The sequence below is a fragment of the Lapillicoccus sp. genome (assembly GCF_039935575.1).
Lineage (GTDB): Bacteria > Actinomycetota > Actinomycetes > Actinomycetales > Dermatophilaceae > Lapillicoccus.
Genome location: NZ_JBDTKA010000016.1, coordinates 1 through 15,499, shown reverse-complemented (window position 1 = coordinate 15,499; position 15,499 = coordinate 1). Strand labels below are relative to the sequence as shown.

The 15,499-nt window shown below is 69.1% G+C and carries 16 protein-coding genes; 11 read left to right on the top strand and 5 right to left on the bottom strand.

Features of this window, described 5'->3' with window-relative positions; all coding sequences use genetic code 11:
• The 4 genes from ABI385_RS01935 to ABI385_RS01920 form a co-directional block, all read right to left on the bottom strand.
• On the bottom strand, positions 1-1,448 hold a 1,448-nt coding region (locus ABI385_RS01935; protein ID WP_348102044.1), incomplete at its 3' end, for a family 43 glycosylhydrolase.
• 683 nt (positions 1,449-2,131) lie between these two features.
• Positions 2,132-2,893, bottom strand: coding sequence for a hypothetical protein (locus ABI385_RS01930; RefSeq protein ID WP_348102043.1), 762 nt, complete (start codon positions 2,891-2,893; stop codon positions 2,132-2,134).
• Positions 2,890-3,585 (bottom strand): hypothetical protein, encoded by a 696-nt coding sequence (locus ABI385_RS01925; RefSeq protein ID WP_348102042.1) that lies wholly within the window; start codon positions 3,583-3,585, stop codon positions 2,890-2,892. Before ABI385_RS01925 ends, ABI385_RS01930 begins: the two co-directional genes overlap by 4 nt.
• A complete protein-coding gene (locus ABI385_RS01920) occupies positions 3,582-4,259 on the bottom strand; it encodes an ABC transporter ATP-binding protein (protein ID WP_348102041.1) in 678 nt (225 codons plus the stop codon). Before ABI385_RS01920 ends, ABI385_RS01925 begins: the two co-directional genes overlap by 4 nt.
• Before the next feature lie 161 nt (positions 4,260-4,420).
• On the opposite strand from ABI385_RS01920, the gene ABI385_RS01915 reads away from it, so the two are divergent.
• Together ABI385_RS01915 and ABI385_RS01910 are read left to right on the top strand one after the other, a co-directional pair.
• The gene (locus ABI385_RS01915) at positions 4,421-4,996 is read left to right on the top strand and encodes a TetR/AcrR family transcriptional regulator (protein WP_348102040.1); all 576 of its coding nucleotides are present in this window, start codon (positions 4,421-4,423) and stop codon (positions 4,994-4,996) included.
• Positions 4,997-5,271: 275 nt separating this feature from the next.
• Positions 5,272-5,586 (top strand): SHOCT domain-containing protein, encoded by a 315-nt coding sequence (locus ABI385_RS01910; protein ID WP_348102039.1) that lies wholly within the window; start codon positions 5,272-5,274, stop codon positions 5,584-5,586.
• Positions 5,587-5,936: 350 nt separating this feature from the next.
• Here ABI385_RS01910 and ABI385_RS01905 read toward each other — a convergent pair whose 3' ends face one another.
• Positions 5,937-6,863: a ZIP family metal transporter gene (locus ABI385_RS01905; protein ID WP_348102038.1), complete on the bottom strand. Its 927-nt coding sequence runs from the start codon at positions 6,861-6,863 to the stop codon at positions 5,937-5,939.
• A gap of 907 nt (positions 6,864-7,770) precedes the next feature.
• Between ABI385_RS01905 and ABI385_RS01900 the strand changes: the two genes are divergently transcribed.
• The 9 genes from ABI385_RS01900 to ABI385_RS01860 all read left to right on the top strand — a co-directional run.
• Positions 7,771-8,445 carry a DUF305 domain-containing protein gene (locus ABI385_RS01900; RefSeq protein WP_348102037.1) on the top strand — a complete coding sequence of 225 codons (675 nt, stop codon included), beginning with the start codon at positions 7,771-7,773 and terminating at the stop codon, positions 8,443-8,445.
• A gap of 138 nt (positions 8,446-8,583) precedes the next feature.
• Positions 8,584-9,225, top strand: coding sequence for a DUF3105 domain-containing protein (locus ABI385_RS01895; protein WP_348102036.1), 642 nt, complete (start codon positions 8,584-8,586; stop codon positions 9,223-9,225).
• Between the two features lie 328 nt (positions 9,226-9,553).
• Positions 9,554-9,784 (top strand): heavy metal-associated domain-containing protein, encoded by a 231-nt coding sequence (locus tag ABI385_RS01890; RefSeq protein WP_348102035.1) that lies wholly within the window; start codon positions 9,554-9,556, stop codon positions 9,782-9,784.
• A 48-nt stretch (positions 9,785-9,832) separates the two neighbouring features.
• On the top strand, positions 9,833-12,160 hold the full coding sequence (locus ABI385_RS01885; protein ID WP_348102034.1) for a heavy metal translocating P-type ATPase: 2,328 nt from the start codon (positions 9,833-9,835) through the stop codon (positions 12,158-12,160).
• A 110-nt stretch (positions 12,161-12,270) separates the two neighbouring features.
• Positions 12,271-12,615 carry an NADH-quinone oxidoreductase subunit A gene (locus ABI385_RS01880; RefSeq protein WP_348102033.1) on the top strand — a complete coding sequence of 115 codons (345 nt, stop codon included), beginning with the start codon at positions 12,271-12,273 and terminating at the stop codon, positions 12,613-12,615.
• Positions 12,606-13,766: a hypothetical protein gene (locus ABI385_RS01875; RefSeq protein WP_348102032.1), complete on the top strand. Its 1,161-nt coding sequence runs from the start codon at positions 12,606-12,608 to the stop codon at positions 13,764-13,766. Before ABI385_RS01880 ends, ABI385_RS01875 begins: the two co-directional genes overlap by 10 nt.
• Entirely contained in the window at positions 13,759-14,736 is a 978-nt protein-coding gene (locus ABI385_RS01870; RefSeq protein WP_348102031.1) for an NADH-quinone oxidoreductase subunit H, read from the top strand. The genes ABI385_RS01875 and ABI385_RS01870 overlap by 8 nt, the downstream gene beginning before the upstream one ends.
• A 3-nt stretch (positions 14,737-14,739) precedes the next feature.
• The gene (locus tag ABI385_RS01865; RefSeq protein WP_348102030.1) at positions 14,740-15,300 is read left to right on the top strand and encodes an NADH-quinone oxidoreductase subunit J; all 561 of its coding nucleotides are present in this window, start codon (positions 14,740-14,742) and stop codon (positions 15,298-15,300) included.
• Positions 15,297-15,499: NADH-quinone oxidoreductase subunit K (locus ABI385_RS01860; RefSeq protein ID WP_348102029.1), on the top strand; the 203-nt coding region annotated here is incomplete at its 3' end. The genes ABI385_RS01865 and ABI385_RS01860, both read left to right, overlap by 4 nt.

Genomic DNA, 15,499 nt, shown 5'->3' with positions numbered 1-15,499 from the left:
AGCGGCGAGCGAAGGCTGCCGGCGACCAGTCCGTATGCCGTGCCCGGCGACCGCAGGTCGGCCTCCACGCGGACACCCGTGGCCCGGGACGCGGCCGTGGACCCGCCGGCCGGGGCGGTGAGCAGCGCTGCGGGGCCGGTGGAGACGGCATACTCACCAGACTGCGGATCCTGCCCGGTGGACCAGCCGCCAAGACGCAGCCACTGGGAGCCGATGCCGCCGGCGAAGTCGGTGGCCCAACGGCCACCGGTCGCTGGCCCCGGCTGGGTGTCCTCGCTCGGGCCGAGGCCAGCACGGACCGTCGGCCAGCTGTCCACCCAGTCCAGCCGGTCGATCAGCATCGGTCGTCGAGGTATGCCGTCGGTGCCGTTGAGGTAGGGATCGGCGCGGTCTACGGCGTGGTAGACGATCCAGTCCTGCCCGGCCAGGTCGGTGGCAATCGCGTTGTGGCCCGTGCCGATCCACCGGTTGCCGTTCTGGGTGAGCGTCGGGGTGCCGCCGGCACGCGATGCAAGCAGCGGGACACCCTGCGCGTCGAGGTAGGGACCGGCCGGCCGGATCGCGCGACCGACCTGGACGCTGTAGCCGGTGGTCGGGCCGGCGCAGCAGTTCGCGGTCGAGGCGAACAGGTACCAGTAGCCGCCGCGCCGGACGACGTAGGCGCCCTCAAACTTGTTATCGATCGCCACTTGCGTCGGGTCACCGACCGTATGCGTGCCGTTGCCGCTGAGGCGGATGGTAAACAGGCCGCCGTAATACGAGCCGTAGAACATCCACTGGCTGCCGTCAGAGTCGGTAACGACGCTGGGATCAAAGGTCCACAGGAAGTCACCTGGGTTTCCGGAAGCACCGCGGCGGGGTCCCACCACCGGTCCCCCACTGTCGGTCCAGGGACCGGCAGGCGTTGGCGCGGTAGCCATCCCGATGGCGTTGTCGTTCTGCTCCGGCGTCACCGTCGTCTGCGTGACGACGTAGTACATCCGGTACTGCCCGTCCACGGAGCGGATGTCTGGAGCCCACAGCGCAGCGTCCGAGGCCGCCCAGCTCGGTCGAGTGGCCGTTGTGAACGCCTGCCCGACGTACGTCCAGCTCACTAGGTCGTGCGAGCGCGCAATCGGGATTTGCTGAGGGACGGTCTGACCCGAACGCAACGGGTCCGAGGTGCCGTACGCGTACCACCAACCGTCCTTCGCCCGGATCAGCGAGGGGTCGGCGAAGGTGTCCGCGAAGGACTTCGACACCGGGTTCGTGTAGGAGCTGCGCGTCACCGATGGAAGCGCTGCCGGGGCCGGAGCGACGTTGGGGGCCGCCGTCGCAGCAGCACCGCCGGCGATCGTTCCCGGCCACGACGGGCCGGGAGGATCAGCGGCCGAAGCGGCGGCGGCACCTCCCGTCGACAATCCCGCGACCGCCACGAACGCTGCAACGACTGCACTCAGACGCTTCATCGAGCCTGCCTCCCCCTCGCCACTTCCGGCGGCCAGCAGCAGCTGGGTCGGTGTGGATTTGCGCCCGTTATACCCCTAAATATCGCCTCGCGCTACGGCCGTCCTCGTGTACCCGAGTCGCGCGCTGCCGCCCCGTGCGCGGGTTTTCGGCCCCGACCTGTCGGCCGCGTAAACCCCAGCAGTAAGAGCTTTCAACACACAACTGCGCAGGCGACCCAGGCGGGTCCAGCCGGATCGAGCGGGTGGCAGCGGTCGATATCAGTAGGCCGAGATGCTGTGCTGTGTCCGGGTTCCCGGGGCGGCCCGGGCCCGAACTCAGGAGGTGCCCCGAGCATCACCTGCCGCCTTCTCTCCAAAGTGGCGTGCGTCAAAAGGCGCCACGGCCGTGAGAAAATTGCCTAGTTCAATGAGAACCCAGAGGAGCTATAGGTTCTCGCCGCATTGGTCATCTCCAGCGGCTTCCTCCTGCGGGGAGCTTGCAGGTCTTCTCACGATGTCAGGGCCCCGGTTCTCATGGGAGTGGCGACTTTTCGGCCCCTACTCATAAAGAGGCCCTTCGGAACACGGCCGCGTTGACGTCTGCGCGCGTTGGGCCGCTCCGGGTCGTCGACAACGGCTGTTGCACCGCGGCTGGACCGTCGCCGCGCCGTAGCGGCATCCAGCTGCCTGCCATGTGCGGGAGCTCAGGAACAGTGCCCGCCGCTGTGTGTCGCGACGATCCTATGCAGCACGAGCAGCACGAGGACCAGGAGGGCCAGGGTCCAGCCAAGGCTGATCGCCAGAGCAGCCCAGGCGTGGAAGCGCTCTGAGAAAGCGGCGTCGACGATGACACGGCCGGGGCCGTAGCCAGGCAGAAGCACCGCCCATTCCGGTGGGGTGCCGACGCCGAACATGGGGTTCTGCACGATGCCAAGGTCGAGCATCGCCCCGAACAGGATCAGGTACGTGGCCCCGAGCCCTCCCAGGAGCGCCCCGGCCAGGGCGCCTAGCAGCGCGTAGACCGCCCCGGTGAGCAGGTTCCCGACGATGAAGGCCGCCCAAGACCGGGGTTGGAAGCTGAACGCGGTCACCGCGAGGGAGACGCCCAGGACCAGGACGCTCTCAGCGCCGAGGACCACCAGCCTCGGCAGCAGGGCCTGGAAGGGGGTGAACCCGGCGACGACCAGCCGCCGGTCACCCTGGCGGATCGCCTGCATCACGAATACCCCGCAGAGCCCGGCCAGGAACGCCACGGTGATCGCGGCCATTACCGCGCCGTGCACGTCGCGCATGTTGGTGAGCACCCGGACGCCGCCGGGGAGGCCGACCTGCCGGGGTAGGGGCTGGGTCGCGGCTATCGCCTTGGTGATGAACAGCAGCGGCACGATCACCAGCAGGACCAGCAGCAGCGGCCGGCGGGTCTGCTCGACCAAGCCGAGCCTGGTCGCGACGGAGACCCGGCTCATGCCCGGCTCCGGGCGCTGTAGGCGAACACGGCGAACGAGCCCAGCAGCGCGATGGCAACGACACCGGCGAGCTCCACCCAGTCCGAGGCCGGCGAACCTGAACCCAGGCCGGCGCCGATCAGCACATCGGCGGCCTTGCGGCTGATCGCGTAGAAGGCGGGCTGCGCGGCCATCCCCGGGCCGGAGAACACATCGAGCAGGAACACGAACGCCACCGCCAACGACCCCTCCAGCGGTGCGGTGATCACCGATCCGATCAGCACCCCGACGCCCAGGTAGATCAAGGCGAAAGCCAGCACCGCGGCGCCGGCATGCCAGGGATGGGCCAGGCCGGTCCGCAACAGCAACGCGGTGAACCCGGCGGCAGCCGCGACCACGGCCAGGACCAGCGAGGCGGCCACCCGTGAGGCGGCCACCCTTGCCGGTCCCGCGCCGGCCAGCGCCAACCGGCGGTCCGCGCCGCGGGAGGAGCTGGCCTGGAAGAACCCCATGGTCCCGGCCACGAACGCGGCCGCCCACCCTGCGCTCAACGACGCTGCAGCCTGACCCGCCAGACGACTCCCCAACGCGCGGGCGAAGTCACCGAGCACCCCGGCGGAGGCTGCCACGAAGAAGGCGGGCACCCCCACCAGCAGCACCAGGGTGAACGGCGCGCGCAGCTGCTCGCGAGCGAACGCCGCGGTGCGGGTCATGCCACGTCCGCGCGGCCGGCGCGCAGCTCGTACACCCGGGTCAACCGGTCACGTTCGGCGAGCAGGTGACTGACCACCAGGATCGCCATCCCGGCTTTCCGACGCCGAGCGGCCATCTCCCAGAACCGCAGATAGGTCTCCCAGTCGAACCCCGCGTAGGGCTCGTCCAGCAGCAGGAGCTGCGGGTCATGCAGCAACGCCAACGACAGGTTCAGCTTCTGCCGGGTCCCACCCGACAAGGCCTCCACCCGGTAACCCAGGTACCTGGTGAACTGCAGCTCCTCCAGCAGCGCGTCTCGCGAGTCTCTCGCGGCGTCCGGGGCCAGGCGGTACGCCTGCGCGAACAGCTCGAAGTGCTCGGCCACGGTGAGCTTGTCCCACAACAACGGAAGCTGCGGGCAGTACCCCAGCCGCGCCGGCCGGTCCACCCGGCCGCCGTCCCGGGCCAGCATCCCCACGATGATCTGCATCAGGGTGCTCTTGCCCGACCCGTTCTCCCCCACCAACCCGACCAGCTCCCCCTGGTCCACAAACAGGCTGGCCCCGCTCAACACGGGCACGCTGCGCCGGTGCCACACCGGCCCCCCGCGGAACGCCTTGGTCACGCCCTGCACGCTCAGGACATGACTGCGTCCCTGGCCCAGCGGCCGCCGCGCCGGAGCTGTCTCGGACATCCCCGCCTCTCACCCCACATTGGTTTGATCGCCCGCTGCGTCCCCCCGCGAACCCGAGGCCCCTGCCGACGGCTACTACCCAACATCGGATGGGGTAGCTGCGATCCGCCTCATAGTACAAGCGTACAAGACATTTGTGCAATGGTTGGTATGGTTCGGCCATGGGTAACCGGGAAGCGCTGCTGGAGGCTGCGATCACGGCGCTGCAAGACAAGGGCTACGCGGCCACGACCGCACGCGAGATCGCCAGCCGCGCCGGCGTAAGCCTCGGTGCGATCGGCTACCACTTCACCTCCACTCAGGACCTGCTCGACCAAGCGCTAGCCGAGGGAGTGCGACGCTGGTTCGAACCCATCATCGGCCTGCTCCGTCAACCAGGCTGGGCGCCCACCCAGGGACAGCTGGGTCCCGTGCTCGACCTGCTGCTGCAAAGCCTGGACAGCCACCGCCCCCTGGTGATCGCATACTTCGAAGCCCTGGTTCGCGCAGAACGATCACCCGCCCTGCGGACAGCCCTCGCCGCCGACTTCCAAGCGCTGCGCACCGCGCTGAGCGACGGCATCGCGGCCAACATCAGTCAAACGGACCACGACACCTCACCCGACCCGGAAGTCGCCGCGAGCCTGATCATGGCCACCTTCGACGGCCTGATCATCCAATGGCTGCTCGACCCAGATCGCCTGCCCAACGGCCCCCAGATCACTCAGACCGTGCAGCGAACGGCGCAGCTGACCTGAGCCGGCAGCGGTCAGCGTGTGCAGGCACGGTAGGTGGCCGGCTCGCAAGGGGGGACTTCCTCGCGGACCTCACCGCCACGAGCGCCGTCCGCTAGCAGGTCACTGATGAGGTCGCGTCGCTGGTCCTGCGCGCGGGTGACGTGTTCGCCGTGGTACAGCAGAGCCAGAAACTCGATGTCGTTGCACTGGAGGTTGTGGGGAAACCGACCGCCACAGATCGAGATCCCGGGACCTTCGACCCTGACCAGGCTTCGACGGGCAGGGGCACTCTGGCAGTGGAGCTCGGGATCGTCTCGGGCCAGTCGATCCGCGAGGGTGAGTCTCGAATGATGTGGTGGAACAACACCGGGTGGGGCGCCGGTAGCTGGCTGGCGATGAGTGTGATGATGGTGCTCTTCTGGGGCGGGTTGATTGCCCTGAGCGTGTGGCTGGTGCGGCGAACCCGGACATCCCCGCCGTCCGATCGGGGGCAGTCGGCCACGGATCACCCCGACCAGGTGCTGGCCGAGCGGTTCGCCCGCGGGGAGATCGACGAGGCCGAGTTCACTCGCAGCCGCACGATCCTGCACCCGCCCAGCGACCGCTTGTAGCCGATACAGGCGCCGGCTCGATGATGCACGCCTTCGGCGATGCAGCTCGTCGACCGCAACGAAGACCCGCCACGGCAAGCTGACGATGGTGGCCCCAGGGGCGTGGATGCTCGTGAAGCACGGACTCGCGGTGGCCGGCGTCGGTCTCTTCTTCGTCCTCCTCAGGGCCCTACTCCTGCCCGAGGACCGTTGATTTAGGGACGCGGACGCAACGGCCGTAAATGCGTTGATGCCAACACGGTGTATCCGGAGGCGATCGGTGCAGGCGTGTGGGCCACCCTGCGCAAGGCCACGCTGCGGTACGCCTCCCCGTGGTGCAGTTCGCAGGCTGCTTTGATTGATGCGCGCCTTCATGCTCCCGCGGCGACGAGGATCCCGTCGGTGACGAATCCGGCGAACAGACCAGCCAGCAGCCCGTACGCCATCAAGTCTGCCCGCTTGGCGCGCGACCCGACGTTGATGAGCTGGACGATGACATACACGATGCTGCCCGCGGCCAGCGAGAGGAAGGCAACAGAGACGGCCGTGTTCACGACCGCGTGACCGATCACCGTGCCTAGGAACGTCGGCCCGCCGGCGATGGTAGCCAGGGCCAGCAAGAAGCCCCACGACGGGATCTGGCGCACACCGGCGGCGTCGACATCCCCCGCCAGTGGAGCGACGATCCCGAACCCCTCGGTGGCGTTGTGCAGGGCGAACCCGATGACCAGCACCACCGCTAGCGTGATCTCGCCAGACGCGGCGGACTGGCCGATGGCCAGCCCCTCAGCGAAGTTGTGTGCGCCGATCCCGACCGCGATCAGCAGCGCGAGCCGCTGCGGCGCCGACCACCCCGCAATCCCGGATGGGCTCACCTCCGCGGTACCGACATGGGGCTGGCTCGCCTGCTCGTCCACGGACGAACCCGAGGCCTGCCCGCCAACCCGCGCCGCGGGGACCTGTGCAGGCGCTTGTTCGCCCGCGGCCCGCGACACGACCTTGCGCATCCACCCTTCGTAGGCCACCAAGGTCAACAATCCGGCCGAGATGCCGGCGAGAAACAGCAGCCCGTACCCAGCCACCGGCGCGAATGTCGCCGACTCGGTATGCGTGGCCGCCAGGGCGGCGTCGACCGGCGCCCACGCCGCCGACAGGACGTCCCATAACAGAAACAGCAGCACCCCGACGGCGCTGGCGCTGAGGAAAACCGCTAGCTCCGGCCCGGGCCGACGCAACCGACCGACCGGCATCCCCACCAGGATTGTCGATCCGGCCACCAGACCCAGCACCAGGGTCATACCCAACCCCATTCGCGAGTCTCCTGTCCTTTGTCACGGCTACCGGCAGCCCGAGCAACCAAGGTTAGCCTAACTTTACTTATCTGTCAGGAGGTTGGTCGGGACCTGCCCGACTCAGCGTTTCCCTCAGCGTTTCCCTCAGCGGCCCTACAGCACGATGACCCGGACCGGACTTGGCCACGAGGGCGTCGCTTTGGGAGTGGCGGTCACGTTCGGCGAGGCTAGGGAGCGCACCCCCGCCGTTGTCCGTCGCCGCGCCTACAGTGGGCACCATGACCAGCACGGTAGGGGGTCGGGCGCCGCGGGCCCGGCCCGGCCGACGCAGTTGGCAGCTGCTCGCGCTGGTCCTGCTTTTGTCGTGCGGGGTCGTTGCGATGCATAGCCTCGGGGCGGGCCACTCTCTCGGTCATGTCCCTGGCCCCACCATGGTCGCGGGCATCTCCCATGAGGTCCTTGCAGCGGTAGGCGAAGCGAGGCCTGACCAGGCCGCAACGGCCCATGCCGTATCCGGATTGATCGCAGCGGGAACGCTGACCGCCGACCATCAGGTAGTCGACCTCGAGGCGTGGGGCTGCCCGCAATGCGCCGGCTCCGCAGCACCCCTACATGAGATGACGGGCGGTCACGACGGCCTGGCGATGTGTCTTGCCGTGTTGTGCCTGCTGGTGTGGGTGCTGCGTAGGTCGCGTCGGATTTCCGGCATCTTGTACAGATTCGGTGGGGCCGGTCGGCGTGCGTTCACGGGACTGGTCCGCGGCCCGCCGAGCTGTCGAGCACCCTCGTTGTCGGAGCTGTGCATCTGCCGAACGTGAGAACCCGCCCGCGCCTCACCCCTCGTCGGGTGGGCGCCGGCTTCTCACGCCAGTTGCTTCTTTCAGCTTTGACAACGAACAGAACGGACCACGACATGAACCGTATGACTCGCCACGCCTTGACCGCCTCGGTCGGCGTACTCACCACCATCGCTCTGGCCGCGTGCGGGAACGCCAGCACACCTCCTGGTGCCACCGACCGGAACCTGGCCGGGACATCAGGAACGACGGCGGGGGCCACTGGCGCGACCACCCCCGGCGCCAGCCCCAACGCGGATGCTGCCTCCGGGGAACACAACGCCGCTGACGTCGGCTTCGCTACCGGCATGATCCCGCACCACCAGCAGGCCGTACAGATGGCGCAGATGGCGCAGAAGTCGGCTGTAAACCCGAAGGTGACGTCGTTGGCCGCACAGATCCAGGCCGCTCAGGGCCCGGAGATCCAGACCATGACCGGGTGGCTCACCGGGTGGGGGCAGCCCGCCCCGACCAGCGGCGGTCACGACATGTCCAAGATGGGCGACGCCGGCATGGGCGGGATGATGACCGACGCGCAGATGCAGCAGCTGTCGGCCTCCTCCGGCGCCGCGTTCGACCGGATGTGGCTGCAGATGATGGTCGCTCACCACCAAGGTGCGGTCGAGATGTCCGGTGTCGAGCTGCGAGACGGGAAGAACGCTGACGCGAAGACGTTGGCGCAGCGGATCATCGACGCCCAGCAGAAGGAGATCACCGTCATGCAGCAGCTCCTTCCCACCATCACCAGTTGACGCTGACGGGCTCGGGGCCAGCTGGTCACGACCAAAGGTCCCCGGGCCCGTAACCAACCGCTCTCGAACGCTGCCGGCGGTGAGGCGATTGAGTGGGAAAGGCCGTCGGCACCATTAGCACGTGAGGAGTAATAGGTCATGGCAGGTAAGCCTTCAGCGCGAGGAAGCGACAACGCCAAGGGCGACCGGCGTCAGCTGGTCGCAGAGATGCAGGCCAAGGAACGGTCTCGAACACGTCGCCGGTTGGTCACCCGGTGGGCGTCGTTCACGGCCGTGGTGGTGGCGATCGCCCTCGCCGTCGCGGTGGTGGTCGTCCGAGCGCGGGGTGACCAGCCCGACCTTTCCGCCGTCTCGAGCTTCACCGTCGTCCAGGGACACGTGGACACCCCGGTCAGGTACCCGCAGTCGCCGCCGGTCGGTGGTCAGCACTCCCCGATCTGGCTCAACTGCGGAGCCTATGGCGCGCCCGTGGCCAACGAGAACGCCGTGCACTCCTTGGAGCACGGCGCGGTATGGGTGACGTACCGACCTGACCTGCCCGCACCGCAAGTGGCCGCACTGCGGAAGACGCTGCCGTCGACGTATGCCGTGCTCTCCCCGTTCCCGGGTCTCCAAGCACCCGTGGTGGCCTCCGCCTGGGGCAAGCAGCTCGTGCTGAACGGCGCAGACGACCCGCGTCTCGACGCGTTCGTCAACGCCTATCGCCAGGGACCACAGACCCCGGAACCCGGCGCCGCCTGCACCGGTGGAACCGGCAACCCCACGCCGACCGGCAACTGACCAGGGCGGAACCGACCACAGCCAACCCTGTGCCAGCCGGTCCGGGTCAACGCGGTGTCCGGTCGGTGAAGCTCGACGCGTAGGGCTCAACCGGGGCGGACGCCTCGGCTGACGCTCAGATACCCTATGGGGGTATGGGGTATGGTAGTTGGTGGATGACGGAGGAGGGTGCCTGCGCGAAGACGAACAGGACCACCCGGCGCCTGCCCACGTTTAGACGAAAAGACTCCCAGCTCAGGCGTCCGCGGCTATCAGCCGGTGGATGCGAGCCTGAGCCCGCGTTGACATCAGCCCCACGACCTTTCCGCACCGAATCCAAGGGAACACGATGAGCGATCAGAACACGCACAGCTACGAAGTATCGGGGATGACCTGCGGTCATTGCGTCAGCGCCGTCACGAACGAGATCTCGGCCCTGCCAGGGGTGCACAACGTCTCGGTTGACCTGATCGCCGGAGGAACCTCGACCGTCACCGTGATCAGCGACGTCCCCCTTCCCGAGGTCGATGTCGCCACCGCATTGGATGAGGCCGGCGACTACCACCTCGCTGACAGCTGAGCCGCGAACCCGAGATACGCCCCTGACGGGGCGGGAAAGACACCGGCGATGAGCCTTCACGACGAACGGTTAGAGCAGCAGACCCGCGATATCGACCTCGAGATCGGCGGCATGACGTGTGCCTCTTGCGCCAACCGCATCGAGAAGAAGCTGAACAGGCTCGACGGCGTGCGGGCCAGCGTGAACTACGCCACCGAGAAGGCCCGAGTCACCGCGCCCGACGGGGTCGACGTAGCCCTCTTGATCGCCACCGTCGAGGCGACCGGCTACGCCGCTGTCGTGCCCGCCCCACCGTCCTCGGCGACCGCTGAGGGTGCAGTGGCGGGCGCTGACGGCACGGCGCAGCCAGACGCAACGGACTCGGAAGCGGATGCGTGGCGCCAGCGACTGGTCGTCTCCGCGGTACTGACCGTGCCGGTCGTCGCCCTGTCGATGATCCCGGCGCTGCAGTTCGACAACTGGCAGTGGCTGGCGTTCGCGTTGGCCTCCCCGGTGGTGGTGTGGGGCGCCTTCCCCTTCCACCGGGCAGCATGGACGAACCTGCGCCACGGCGCGGTCACCATGGACACCCTCATCTCGGTGGGGGTCGCCGCCGCATACACGTGGTCGGTGTGGGCGCTGTTCTTCACCTCCGCTGGCACGACGGGCATGCGGATGCCGTTCGAGCTGATGCCCAGCTCAGCCAGCGGGGACGCGGCACATCTCTACCTGGAGGTCGCGTCGGCGGTGACCACGTTCATCGTCGCTGGACGCTACTTCGAGGCCCGAGCCAAACGCACCTCCGGTGCAGCCCTGAGGGCCCTGCTCGACATGGGCGCCAAGGACGTCGCGGTCCTCGAGGGCGGCCCTGACGGCGAGGTCGAGCGGCGGATGCCGGCAGCGGCCTTGAGTCTCGGGCAGCGGTTCGTGGTGCGCCCCGGGGAGAAGATCGCCACCGATGGCACCGTGGAGTCGGGCTCCTCAGCGGTGGACGCATCGATGCTGACAGGAGAGTCGGTGCCGGTCGAGGTGGGGCCTGGTGATGCGGTGGTGGGCGCGACGGTGAACGCCGGCGGCCGTCTGGTCGTTCGCGCCACCCGGGTCGGCGCCGACACCCAGCTCGCCCAGATGGCCCGCCTCGTCGAAGATGCGCAGAACGGTAAGGCGCCGGTACAGCGGCTGGCCGACCGGGTCTCTTCGGTCTTCGTGCCGGTCGTCATCGCCCTGTCCGTCATCACCTTGTCGGCCTGGCTGTTGACCGGCCACTCCGCCACCGCCTCGTTCACCGCAGCGGTCGCCGTGCTGATCATCGCGTGCCCGTGCGCCCTTGGTCTGGCCACGCCGACGGCGCTGCTGGTGGGCACCGGTCGAGGAGCCCAGCTCGGCATCCTCATCAAGGGACCGCAGGTGCTCGAGTCGACCCGCGCGGTCGACACCGTGGTTCTGGACAAGACCGGGACCGTCACGACCGGGCGGATGGGCGTCGTCACCGTCGAGGTGGATGACGACCCTGGTATGCCAGCGACCGACCTCAAACAGGTTCTGGATCTCGCCGGCTCCCTCGAGCACGCCTCCGAACATCCCATCGCCCGCGCGATCGCCGAGCACGCCAACCGCAACGGCAGCCCGGCGCAGCCCGTGTCCGACTTCGTGGGCCACGGCGGCCGAGGCGTCTCCGGCGTCGTGGCCGGCCACGCCACCCTCGCCGGCCGCCTCACCTGGCTCACTGCCCAAGGCGCCCTGGAAGTCCCCCAGCGGTTGGGGCCGGTGGCGGATGCCGCCGAGCAGCGCGGTCAGACACCGGTCTGGGTTGCGTGGGACGGTGTGATCCGGGCGGTCGTCGTCGTGGCCGACACCATCAAGGAGAGCTCGACCGAGGCGATTGCACAACTACGGCGGCTCGGGCTGCGGCCTGTGCTACTCACCGGTGACAACGCCGGCGCGGCCAGGGCCGTCGCCGAACAGGTCGGAATCGGGCCTGAAGACGTCATCGCCGAGGTGCTGCCGCATGAGAAGGTCGCCGTGATCAAGCGGCTGCAGGGCAACGGGTCGATCGTCGCGATGGTCGGTGACGGCGTGAACGACGCGGCCGCCTTGGCCCAGGCTGACCTCGGACTGGCCATGGGCACCGGAACCGATGTCGCCATCGAGGCATCCGACCTGACCCTGGTGACCGGTGACCTGCGGGCCGCCCCCGACGCCATCCGCCTCGCCCGGGCGACCCTGGCCACCATCAAGGGCAACCTGTTCTGGGCTTTCGCCTACAACGTGGCGGCCCTCCCGTTGGCGGCGCTGGGGTTGCTGAGCCCCCTGATCGCGGGTGCAGCCATGGCGTTCAGCTCCGTGTTCGTCGTCAGCAACAGCCTGCGACTGCGCTCGTTCGACCCCACCCGGTAAACCGGCAGACCCTGCAAGCCCTGCAAGCCCTGCAGGACAGCCGCCCGAACGTAGGGCTCTGACCCATCGGAGCCCTCGCCCGTTTTTCCCCCAGGTTTGGAGCTGACACCGTGTACCTCGCCCCAGTCGTGGTCATCGCCGTCGCAGCACTCAGCCTCACCGGCCTGTGGGGACTGCACCGGATGAGCGCCGTATCGCCCGCGCCGCTGCTCGCGTTGCCGTTCCAGTCCGGCTGGCGCCCCCAGGAGCATGCCCTGTCGAGGTACCACGTCAGGTGGTACCTGGCCACCCTTGTCTTCCTCGCGTTCGATGTCGAGATGCTGTTCATGTACCCGTGGGCGGTCGTCGTGGCCGACATCGGCGCGTCAGCGGTCCTCGAGATGTTCCTCTTCCTCGGGGCGCTGCTGCTCGCCGTCGTCTGGGCCTGGCGCGAAGGGGCACTGCGATGGGTCTGAGGCACCGGGTGACCACCCTCGCCGTCGACGCCACTCACGTTCTTGTTGTGCAGGCACCCGGGGCGTGGCGCACCCGGGTGGCGATCGAGCGCGAGATCGGCCGCCGCGGCTGGCGGCTGGCCAGCTCCGCGGCCGACGCCGACGCGGTCGCCGTCGCCGGGACGCCCGGGCCCGGGTTGTCGCAGCGGGTCGAGGCGGTCTGGGAGCAGCTGCCCGGCCCGCGGTCACGGACCGTCGTGGCCGACCACACCGACCCGGCAGCCGTACGGGCGGCCCTCGACGCGGTGGCGGCCGAACTACTCGACACCGAAACCCAGTCCCGCGACGCGCGTGACCGACCTCGCTTCGACCCGAAGAGCCTGGATGACGACGACGACGACGACGACGAGAGTCACATGGAGGGCGACGACGACATGGGCGACATGGACATGGGCGACATGGACATGGCGATGGCACCCAGCGGCATTCCCCTCGCCGAGGGTGGCGACGACCGCGACAGCCTGGAGATGGACGTTCTCCATCTCCCTCTGGGCCCGGTGCTGCCCTACTGGCCCGCCGGTGTGGTGCTGCACGCCACCCTGCAAGGAGACGTCCTGATCGCGGCCGAGGCCAACGCTGTGGACGCGGACCTTCTAGACAGCGAGCAGCACACCTCGGTCCGGCCCGGTCCAGCCGAGCGTGCCGCCCTGCGGTGTGACCAGCTGGCCAGCCTGCTCGCGCTCGCCGGTTGGGCCGATGGCCAGTCGGCCGCCGTACGTGTTCGAGACACGCTGATCGACGACCCGGACGGCCCGGACGGCTCCCGTCTGATCGACGGGCTGGAACGTCGGGTGCGGCGGGCCCGGCTGCTGCGCTGGTCGCTGCGCGGCATCGGAGACCTCCGCCGCATCGATGACCCCCCCACCACATCCTGGGCCCCTCGAGGTGACGTCTACGACCGCCTTCTGAAGCTGATCGACGACGCCAGGTCCGACCTCGCCGGCACGGACCGGCCAGAGCTGCCCTGGCCCGAGCTGCTGGCCGTGGCCGAGCGGCTGGTCGTCGGTCTCGACCTGGCGACCGCTCGGCTCGTCGTGGCCAGCCTCGCCATCGACACCGGCTCTCAGCCGGTGCATGCCGGCCATGACCCGGAGGGCTTCCACGGTGCCTGACCCGGTCACCTCAGCGACGGTAGCCTCGCCCCTCACCCTCGTTCCGGCCGGCTGGGCCGTGCTGGCCGGCGTCATCGTGTTCGCCCTGGCCTGGTTCGCCGCGGCCGTCGACAGCGCCGCCACGAGCCGGGCCGGAGGCAGTACGAGGGGAGCCGGCCAGCTGGGTCGGCCGATGCGGGAGGTGGCCCGCCTGATGCGGCAGCGCCGCCGCATGACGGTTGAGGCCGACACCCCGCTGTGGCGGTCCGCTACGGGCGGCCTGCTGGTCATCGCGGCCCTGATGGTGATCGTCGTACCGCTCGGGTCGTGGACCGTCTTTGACCCGCCGGTTGGGGTGGTCTGGTTCAACGCCATGGACGTCTGCGTGTGGGCGCTGGTCTGGCTGGCCGGGTGGGGCCCGAACTCCGTCCACGGGCTGGTCGGCGGGTACCGGTTCCTGGCCCAGGCCCTCGGCTACGAGCTGCCCCTGATGTTCGCCCTCGTCGCCCCGCCGATCGCCGCGCACAGCCTGCGGGTCGGCGACGTCGCCGCCGCCCAGCAGGGCTTGTGGTTCGTGGTCTGGATGCCGGTCGCGTTCGTCGTCTACGTCATCGGGGTGCTCGGCTTCTCTGTGTGGGGCCCCTTGTCGGCGGCCGTCGGCCCCGACATCGCCGGCGGAGTCGCAGCCGAGCTGTCGGGCCTCGACCGGCTGCTGTTCCTCGCCGGCCGCTATGCGCTGCTCGCCGCCGGGGCCGCCTTCGCCGTGCCGATGTTCCTCGGCGGCGGGGCCGGCCCGCTGCTACCGGGCTGGCTGTGGGTGCTGGTCAAGACCCTGGTGGTGCTGGCCGGCCTGGTGCTGCTGCGCCGCCGCCTTCCGGTGTTGCGCCCCGACCTGTTCATGGAGGTCGGCTGGCTGGTCCTGCTGCCGGCCGCCCTTGTGCAGGTGCTCATCGTCTCCGTCGTCTCTGTCGTCGCAGTGCGGAGGGGTTGAGCGGTGTTCGTCGACATCCTGTTCTGGGTGATGACCGTGGTCGCAGTCGTCATGGGCGCCGCCGTGTTCGTGGTCGACTCGATGGCCCGGGCCACCTACGCCCTGGCCCTGTCGTTCGTCGCCGTCGGAGTGCAGGTACTACTGCTGCACCAGGACTACGTCGGCGTCATCGTCATCTTGATGATGGTCATGGAGATGGCCGTGATGGCGGTCTACATGGTCATGTTCATGGGGATGAACCCGGCGTTGATGCCGATGAGCATGGTGCACGACAAACGCCAGGCCCTCGCCGCGGCCAGCGCCATGTTCCTCAGCCTCGCCGCCGGAGCCCTGCTGATCCCCTGGCCGGCCCGGCGTGGCGCCCCAGCAGCCGACACGACACGGGCACTGGGCGAGGCCCTGATGGGTTCGAAGATGCTCGTCATGACCGCGGTCAGCCCGGTCATGGTCGCCACCATCGTGGCCGGCATCGTCATCGCCGCCAAACGCACCCGCTACGACCGGTTCGGCGACGACCTCCGCGGCGCCCCCGACGACCCGCAGCCCGGGGGAATCGGCCGATGACCCTGCCGGCCGTGCTGCTGGTCGCCGCAGCCCTGTTCAGCATCGGGCTCTACGGGGCCATCTCCCAGCAGGTGGTCGTCATGGTGATGATGGGCCTCGAGCTGATGATCAACGGGCTGATCCTCGCCGCGGCCGGCTTCTGGTGGTTTCTCGCCCCCGACCCCAGCGGGCAGGTGCTGCTCATGGTGATCATCGCCGC

Coding starts and splice junctions, on each gene's coding strand:
- ABI385_RS01930 (WP_348102043.1), bottom strand. CDS start 2,893: ATGAGCCGGGTCTCCGTCGCGACCAGGCTCGGCTTGGTCGAGCAGACC.
- ABI385_RS01925 (WP_348102042.1), bottom strand. CDS start 3,585: ATGACCCGCACCGCGGCGTTCGCTCGCGAGCAGCTGCGCGCGCCGTTC.
- ABI385_RS01920 (WP_348102041.1), bottom strand. CDS start 4,259: ATGTCCGAGACAGCTCCGGCGCGGCGGCCGCTGGGCCAGGGACGCAGT.
- ABI385_RS01915 (WP_348102040.1), top strand. CDS start 4,421: ATGGGTAACCGGGAAGCGCTGCTGGAGGCTGCGATCACGGCGCTGCAA.
- ABI385_RS01905 (WP_348102038.1), bottom strand. CDS start 6,863: ATGACCCTGGTGCTGGGTCTGGTGGCCGGATCGACAATCCTGGTGGGG.
- ABI385_RS01900 (WP_348102037.1), top strand. CDS start 7,771: ATGAACCGTATGACTCGCCACGCCTTGACCGCCTCGGTCGGCGTACTC.
- ABI385_RS01895 (WP_348102036.1), top strand. CDS start 8,584: ATGGCAGGTAAGCCTTCAGCGCGAGGAAGCGACAACGCCAAGGGCGAC.
- ABI385_RS01890 (WP_348102035.1), top strand. CDS start 9,554: ATGAGCGATCAGAACACGCACAGCTACGAAGTATCGGGGATGACCTGC.
- ABI385_RS01885 (WP_348102034.1), top strand. CDS start 9,833: ATGAGCCTTCACGACGAACGGTTAGAGCAGCAGACCCGCGATATCGAC.
- ABI385_RS01875 (WP_348102032.1), top strand. CDS start 12,606: ATGGGTCTGAGGCACCGGGTGACCACCCTCGCCGTCGACGCCACTCAC.